The organism is Polaromonas sp. P1_G2, from assembly GCF_056405515.1.
The window spans coordinates 1-6,589 of the sequence record NZ_JBFUBY010000234.1; the positions used below are offsets into that span (position 1 = coordinate 1).

Annotated in this window: 6 protein-coding genes; all 6 read left to right on the plus strand. The window is 65.6% G+C overall.

All coding sequences use genetic code 11. From position 1 onward, the window contains the following. On the plus strand, nt 1-465 hold a 465-nt coding region (locus AC1D0P_RS19655), incomplete at its 5' end, for a glutathione S-transferase C-terminal domain-containing protein (protein ID WP_477678294.1). Nucleotides 466-477: 12 nt separating this feature from the next. Continuing rightward, a complete protein-coding gene (locus AC1D0P_RS19660; RefSeq protein WP_477652932.1) occupies nt 478-783 on the plus strand; it encodes an NIPSNAP family protein in 306 nt (101 codons plus the stop codon). Nucleotides 784-961: 178 nt separating this feature from the next. After that, nucleotides 962-2,260: a multifunctional CCA addition/repair protein gene (locus AC1D0P_RS19665; RefSeq protein ID WP_477678295.1), complete on the plus strand. Its 1,299-nt coding sequence runs from the start codon at nt 962-964 to the stop codon at nt 2,258-2,260. A gap of 55 nt (nt 2,261-2,315) precedes the next feature. Then, nucleotides 2,316-3,143 (plus strand): trehalose-phosphatase, encoded by an 828-nt coding sequence (otsB, locus tag AC1D0P_RS19670; RefSeq protein WP_477678296.1) that lies wholly within the window; start codon nt 2,316-2,318, stop codon nt 3,141-3,143. After that, a complete protein-coding gene (locus AC1D0P_RS19675; RefSeq protein ID WP_477678297.1) occupies nt 3,140-4,999 on the plus strand; it encodes a glycoside hydrolase family 15 protein in 1,860 nt (619 codons plus the stop codon). Before otsB ends, AC1D0P_RS19675 begins: the two co-directional genes overlap by 4 nt. Then, nucleotides 4,996-6,378, plus strand: a complete 1,383-nt coding sequence (otsA, locus tag AC1D0P_RS19680) for an alpha,alpha-trehalose-phosphate synthase (UDP-forming) (RefSeq protein ID WP_477678298.1) — start codon at nt 4,996-4,998, stop codon at nt 6,376-6,378. Before AC1D0P_RS19675 ends, otsA begins: the two co-directional genes overlap by 4 nt. The last annotated feature ends 211 nt before the right edge of the window (nt 6,379-6,589 follow it).

The following is a 6,589-nucleotide window of genomic DNA, read 5'->3' on the forward strand; positions in this document are numbered from 1 at the left end:
CGTAGCGTCTGCGCTGAAATGCACAGCGGCTTCGGCGCGCTGCGCTCAGCCTGCCCCATGAACATCGAGGCCGACCTGTCGGACATGGGCCAGCTGATCTGGCGCGACAAGTCGGCCGTGCGCGACGACGTGCAGCGCATCGTCGAGATGTGGACCGAGCTGCTGGAGCAGCACAAGGGGCCTCGCACCGCCGGGCCGCCCCAAGGTGCGAGCGCCCCCTCGGGGGGCAGGGAGACGGAGTCGACCGTGGGGGCTCAGTTTTTGTTCGGCGAGTTCAGCATCGCCGACGCATTCTTTGCACCCGTCTGCATGCGCCTGAGCCGCTATGCCCTGCCCGTGCCGCCGGTCATCAGCGCCTACATGCAGCGTGTGGCCGCCTTGCCCGGCGTGAAGGCCTGGATAGACGATGCGCTCGCTGAAAACGATTTCCGCGAGTTCGAAGAACCCTACCGCGTCAAGCGCTGAACAGGAGGCCGCATGGTCACAATTTATCTGCGCTATGTGCTCAACACCGCCAAGCTCAAGGAGTTCGAGCACTACGGAAAGCTTTGGATTCCGCTGGTCGAAAAATTCGGCGGCAAGCACCACGGCTATTTCATGCCCAGCGAAGGCGCCAACAACATCGCGCTGGCCCTGTTCACCTTCGACAGCCTGGCGGCCTACGAGAGCTACCGCCAGCGTTCGTTTTCGGACCAGGATTGCCTGGCGGCTTTCAAATACGCTGAAACCACGGGCTGCATCATCAGCTACGAGCGCAGCTTCTTCCGGCCGGTGTTCTCCTGACTACCGGGTTCCGGCGGGGGAGCTGGATGCTTTCATAAAGTCGATTACCGGGATGCAGGGCAAGGCGTACGGCGCGCAGGACACCGGAATGCACTTCGGTGCATGAGGATTCCGAGCACCGTACAACGCCGCCATGCGCCCGGCAATCGGGTTTAGGGAAGTATCCTAAACTGGGCTCATGGAAATATTCATGGTCGGTGGCGCGGTGCGCGATACCTTGCTCGGCTTGCCGGTGCAGGATCACGACTGGGTGGTCGTGGGCGCCACGCCCGAAGAACTGGCGGCCCAGGGCTACCTGCCCGTGGGCAAGGACTTCCCCGTCTTCCTGCATCCCGACACCCGCGAAGAGTACGCGCTGGCCCGCACCGAGCGCAAGACCGCGCGCGGCTACCGCGGTTTTGCGGTGCATGCCGAACCCGACGTGACGCTGGAGCAGGACCTGGCGCGGCGCGACCTGACCATCAATGCCATCGCGGCGCCCGCCCGCGGCGGAGGCGGAGAACCCGGCAAGTTCGAGCCCGATTTCTCCGCGCTGATAGACCCCTTCGACGGCCGGAAAGACCTGCGGGACAAGGTTCTCCGCCACGTGACCGGTGCTTTCCGCGAAGACCCGGTGCGCATCTTGCGGCTGGCCCGCTTTGCCGCCCGCTTTCCCGATTTTTCGGTGGCGCCCGAGACCCTGGCGCTGATGCGGGACATGGTGGCCGACGGCGAAGCCGATGCGCTGGTGCCCGAACGCGTGTGGCAGGAACTGGCGCGCGGGCTCATGGAAGACAAACCCTCCCGCATGTTCGAGGTGCTGCGGGACAGCGGCGCGCTGGACAAACTGCTGCCCGAGGTGGCGCGCCTCTGGGGCGTGCCCCAGCCCGCCAGYCACCACCCCGAGGTCGACACCGGCATTCACCTGATGATGGTGCTGGACATGTCGGCGCAGCTCAAGGCGCCCCTGGCAGCGCGCTTTGCCTGCCTCTGCCACGACCTCGGCAAGGGCACCACGCCGGCCGACGTCCTGCCGCGCCACATCGGCCATGAAGATCGCAGCGCCGAACTCCTGAAAGACGTATGCGAACGCCTGCGCGTGCCGGTGGACTGCCGCGAAACCGCCGACGTGGTGGCGCGCGAGCACGGCAACGTCCACCGCAGCGAAGGCCTGAACGCCGCATCCGTCGTGCGCCTGCTGGAGCGCTGCGACGCCTTTCGCAAGCCCCGGCGCTTCGCCGACATCCTGCTGGCCTGCGAATGCGACGCCCGCGGCCGCCTGGGCCTGCACGACTCACCCTACCCGCAGCGCACGCACCTGCTTGGAGCCCTGGCCGCGGCCCAGGCAGTGGAAACGCAGCCGCTGGCGCTGGCGGCGCAGGCGGAGGGACGTGACGGCAAGCAGGTGGGTGATGCCATCCGCAAGGCGCGCATCAAAGCGGTGCAGGACAAGCTTCCCGCCACCACGACAGTGCCGCCACCACCCTCCAACACCTGAAAAAGCGAAACCGGCCTACAGCGACGCGGCTGGGGCCCTGCTAAGGTGAAGGGCGATGCATTTATCACCTTCCCCATCGTCGGCTTCGCCATCATCGCGCTTGCCGCTTCCCGGGCCCTTGCCGGCCATAGGCGCGCAGACCGCTCTCTTCCTGGACTTTGACGGAACCCTGGCCGACCTGGCGCCCGAGCCCGATGCGGTCCGGCTGGTGTCGGGCGTGATTCCGGCCCTGCTCAGGCTTTCAGGCCAGCTCGGCGGCGCGCTGGCGATTGTCTCGGGCCGCAGGCTGGCCGACCTGGACGGCTTTCTTTCGCCCTTGCAACTCCCCCTGGCCACCGAGCACGGCGCGCAGCGACGCGACGCGCACGGCCGCCTCGTCAGCCTGGCCGAGCCGGACCTGGCCGAGCTCGCGCGCCGCGCCACCGAGTTCGCGGCCCACCATGACGGGTTGCGTGTTGAGATCAAGCAAGCGGCCGTTGCACTGCATTACCGGCATGCGCCTGAACTCGAATCGCTGTGCCTGCAGCTCATGCAGGAGGCCGCGGACCGCACGCCCGGGGTCGAGTTGCTGCGCGGCAAATGTGTTTTTGAAGTCAAACCCGCGAACGTCAGCAAGGGCCTTGCGATCAGGGCCTTTATGGGCGAAGCACCGTTTGCCGGCCGCCTTCCGCTGTTCGCCGGCGACGACACCACCGACGAAGCCGGCTTCGCCGCCGTCCAGGCCATGGGCGGCGAAGGCATCAAGGTCGGCGAAGGCGCCACCGTCGCGCGCCACCGCTGCGCATCGCCCGACGTGCTGCGCGAGTGGCTGCATGCGGCCTTCGACGGCAGGTCGCGGGAGGCCAACGACACGCCGGCCGCCGCGCCAGAAAGCCGTCCATGAGCGTCGCCGCCGATTCCCTGCACTTTGAGCCGCCTGCCAAGCCGTCCCTGGCCATGGGCGTCATCGGCAACTGCGGCTTCAGTGCCCTGGTTGACGCGCGCGGCCGCATCGTCTGGTGCTGCCTGCCGCGCTTTGACAGCGACCCGGTGTTCAACGCCCTGCTCGAGCCGCAGCCCGCGCCGGACGATGCGACCAGCCCCGGCGCCCAGGACTCGCAGTCCAGCGCCTTCGCCATCGAGATTGAGGACTTCGCCGAAGCCAGGCAATGGTACGAACCCAATACCGCCGTGCTGCGCACCCAGCTGTTCGACAAGCACGGCCAGGGCATAGAGATCACCGACTTCGCGCCGCGTTTTTTCAGCCGGTCGCGCTTTTTCAGGCCCATGACGCTGGTGCGCCGCGTGAAGCCCATCAACGGTGCGCCGCGCATACGCGTGGCGCTGGACATTCGTTTCGACTGGGGCCGGCGCAAGCCCCTGATCACCCAGGGCAGCAACCACCTGCGTTATGTGGGCGACGAGCTCACGCTGCGCCTGAACACCGACGTGTCGATTTCGCACCTGCTGTCAAAGCAGCCTTTTGTGCTGACGCGCGAGCACAATTTTTTGCTCGGCGCCGACGAATCGCTTCCCGAAGGCATCGCCGACACGGCGCGCCTGTTTGAGCAGGAAACCATTTCCTACTGGAGGAAGTGGAGCCAGCGCCTGCACATTCCGCTGGAGTGGCAGGAGGCCGTGATACGCGCGGCCATCACGCTCAAGCTCTCGCTGTTTGAAGATACCGGCGCCATCGTCGCAGCTATGACCACCAGCATTCCGGAAGCGCCCGGCAGCCAGCGCAACTGGGACTACCGCTATTGCTGGCTGCGCGACGCCTTTTTTGTGGTGCGCGCGCTCAACAGCCTCTCCGAAGTCGGCACCATGGAGGACTACCTGCGCTGGCTCAGCAATGTGGTGGTGCAATCCAAGGGCGGGCACATCCAGCCGCTCTACGGCATAGGCCTGGAGCGCGAACTTCCCGAATCCATCATGGTGCACCTGGGCGGCTACCGCGGCATGGGCCCGGTGCGCGTCGGCAACCAGGCCCAGGAACATTTCCAGCACGATGTCTACGGCAACGTGATACTGGGCGCGGCCCAGTCCTTTCACGACCACCGGCTGTTGCACCGCGCGGGCATTGCCGAATTCAAGCGGCTTGAAGACGTCGGCGAGCAGGCCGTGCACAACTACGACAAACCCGACGCCGGCATGTGGGAGCTGCGCACGCGCGCGCGCATCCACACCTCCTCGGCCCTGATGTGCTGGGCCGCCTGCGACCGGCTGGCCAAGATAGCGGTGACACTCAAATTACAGGACAGGGCCGGCTACTGGCGAAACCACGCTGCGGTGATGCAGGAACGCATTCTGCGCGAGTCCTGGAGCGAAGAGCGCCAGTCTTTTGCCGAAAGCTTCGGCGGCGGCGACCTCGACGCCAGCGTGCTGCTGATGATTGAAGTGGGCTTTATCGACCCCAAAGACCCGCGCTTCATCGCGACGGTGGACGCGCTCGAAACCCATTTGTGCGACGGCCCCTATATGCGGCGCTACGAAGCGCCCGACGATTTCGGCAAACCCGAAACCGCCTTCAACATCTGCACCTTCTGGCGCATAGACGCGCTGGCCCGCATAGGCCGCAAGGAGCAGGCCCGCGAGATTTTCAACACCATGCTGGCCGCTCGCAACCACGTGGGCCTGCTGTCGGAAGACACGCATCCCGTGACCGGCGAGATGTGGGGGAATTTTCCGCAGACGTATTCGATGGTGGGGATCATTAACGCGGCAGTCCGCCTTTCCACGCCCTGGGAATCGCAAGTATGAGCCGGCTGGTGGTCGTCTCGAACCGCGTCGCGGACCCGCGCAAGGCCGCTGCGGGTGGCCTGGCCGTGGCGCTGGGCGATTCGCTCAATGCCACGGGCGGCCTGTGGTTCGGCTGGAGCGGCAATGTCATCGAAGGCGGGGCGGCCGGTGAAGGCGAGCTGCATGTGCAGCAGGCCGGCAACGTCAAGCTGGCGACGGTGGACCTGTCGGCCGAAGACCATGCGGGCTACTACCTGGGCTACAGCAACGGCGTGCTGTGGCCGGTGTTCCATTACCGGCTGGACCTGGCGCGTTTCGACACCGGTTTCATCGAAGCCTACCGCCGTGTGAACCGGCTGTTCGCGCACAAGCTGATGTCCCTGCTCCGGCCCGACGACATCATCTGGATCCACGACTACCACCTGATCCCCATGGCCGCCGAACTGCGCGCCATGGGCTGCAACAACCGTATCGGTTTTTTCCTGCACATCCCGCTGCCGCCGCAGCAGATACTGGCAGCCATTCCGCAGCATGAGTGGTTGATGCGCGCACTGTTCGCCTACGATCTGGTGGGCTTCCAGAGCGAGAACGACCTGCTGCATTTCTCGCGCTACGTGCAGGCCGAGGCCGGCGCCGTGGCGCTGGGCGGCAACCGCTTCAGGGCTTTTCACCGCACCGTGCGCGCCGGCGCCTTTCCCATCGGCATAGACGTAAACGAGTTCGCGGCGCTCACGCACGCGCAGGATGCGCGCGACATGTACGAGCGCATGAAAGAAGAGTATTCGCGCCGCAAGCTGCTGCTGGGCGTGGAGCGGCTCGACTATTCCAAGGGCCTGCCGCAGCGGCTGAAGACGTTTGAAACCCTGCTGAAAAAATACCCCGAAAACATCCGAAGCGCCACGCTCATCCAGATCGCCTCGCCCAGCCGGGAAGACATGGGCACCTACACCGACCTGCTGCAGGAACTCGAAAGCCTGTGCGGCGCAACCAACGGCAACTTCGGCGAACTCGACTGGATGCCGATACGCTACATCCACCGCAACGTGGCGCGCAAGCGCCTGCCCGGCCTGTACCGCGTGGCGCGCGTGGCGCTGGTCACGCCGCTGCGCGACGGCATGAACCTGGTGGCCAAGGAATTTATCGCCGCCCAGGATCCCGCCGACCCCGGGGTGCTCGTGCTGTCGCGCTTTGCGGGCGCGGCCGAGCAGCTGGAAGACGCGCTGCTGGTCAACCCCTACGACATCGACGGCACGGCCGACACCATACAGCGCGCGCTGCAGATGCCGCTGGAGGAGCGGCAGGCGCGGCATCAGAAATTACTCAAGAACATTCGTGAGCATGATGTGCATTGGTGGAGGAGGGAGTTTCTTAATGCCCTCGGGTACGAGGGACCTGCTTAGTTGAGGCCGGTCTTGCTCCGGCGGTGCGCTTGCTGCTGAGTCTTGCTGGCCGGGGTCGCCCGGCGGCGAGGCACTTTTCTTTGCTTCGCCAAAGAAAAGTACCCAAAAGAAAGGCGACCCGCAGTCTGGGTCCCTACGCTTCGCTACGGGCAACCTGCGGTGCTCGACTACGGCGGGGTCTCGCGCAAACTCGCTTCGCTCAAACAAGCGC

Excerpts from the sequence above, each read along its gene's own strand:
- otsB (WP_477678296.1), top strand. The coding sequence starts at position 2,316 with ATGCATTTATCACCTTCCCCATCGTCGGCTTCGCCATCATCGCGCTTG.
- AC1D0P_RS19675 (WP_477678297.1), top strand. The coding sequence starts at position 3,140 with ATGAGCGTCGCCGCCGATTCCCTGCACTTTGAGCCGCCTGCCAAGCCG.
- otsA (WP_477678298.1), top strand. The coding sequence starts at position 4,996 with ATGAGCCGGCTGGTGGTCGTCTCGAACCGCGTCGCGGACCCGCGCAAG.
- AC1D0P_RS19660 (WP_477652932.1), top strand. The coding sequence starts at position 478 with ATGGTCACAATTTATCTGCGCTATGTGCTCAACACCGCCAAGCTCAAG.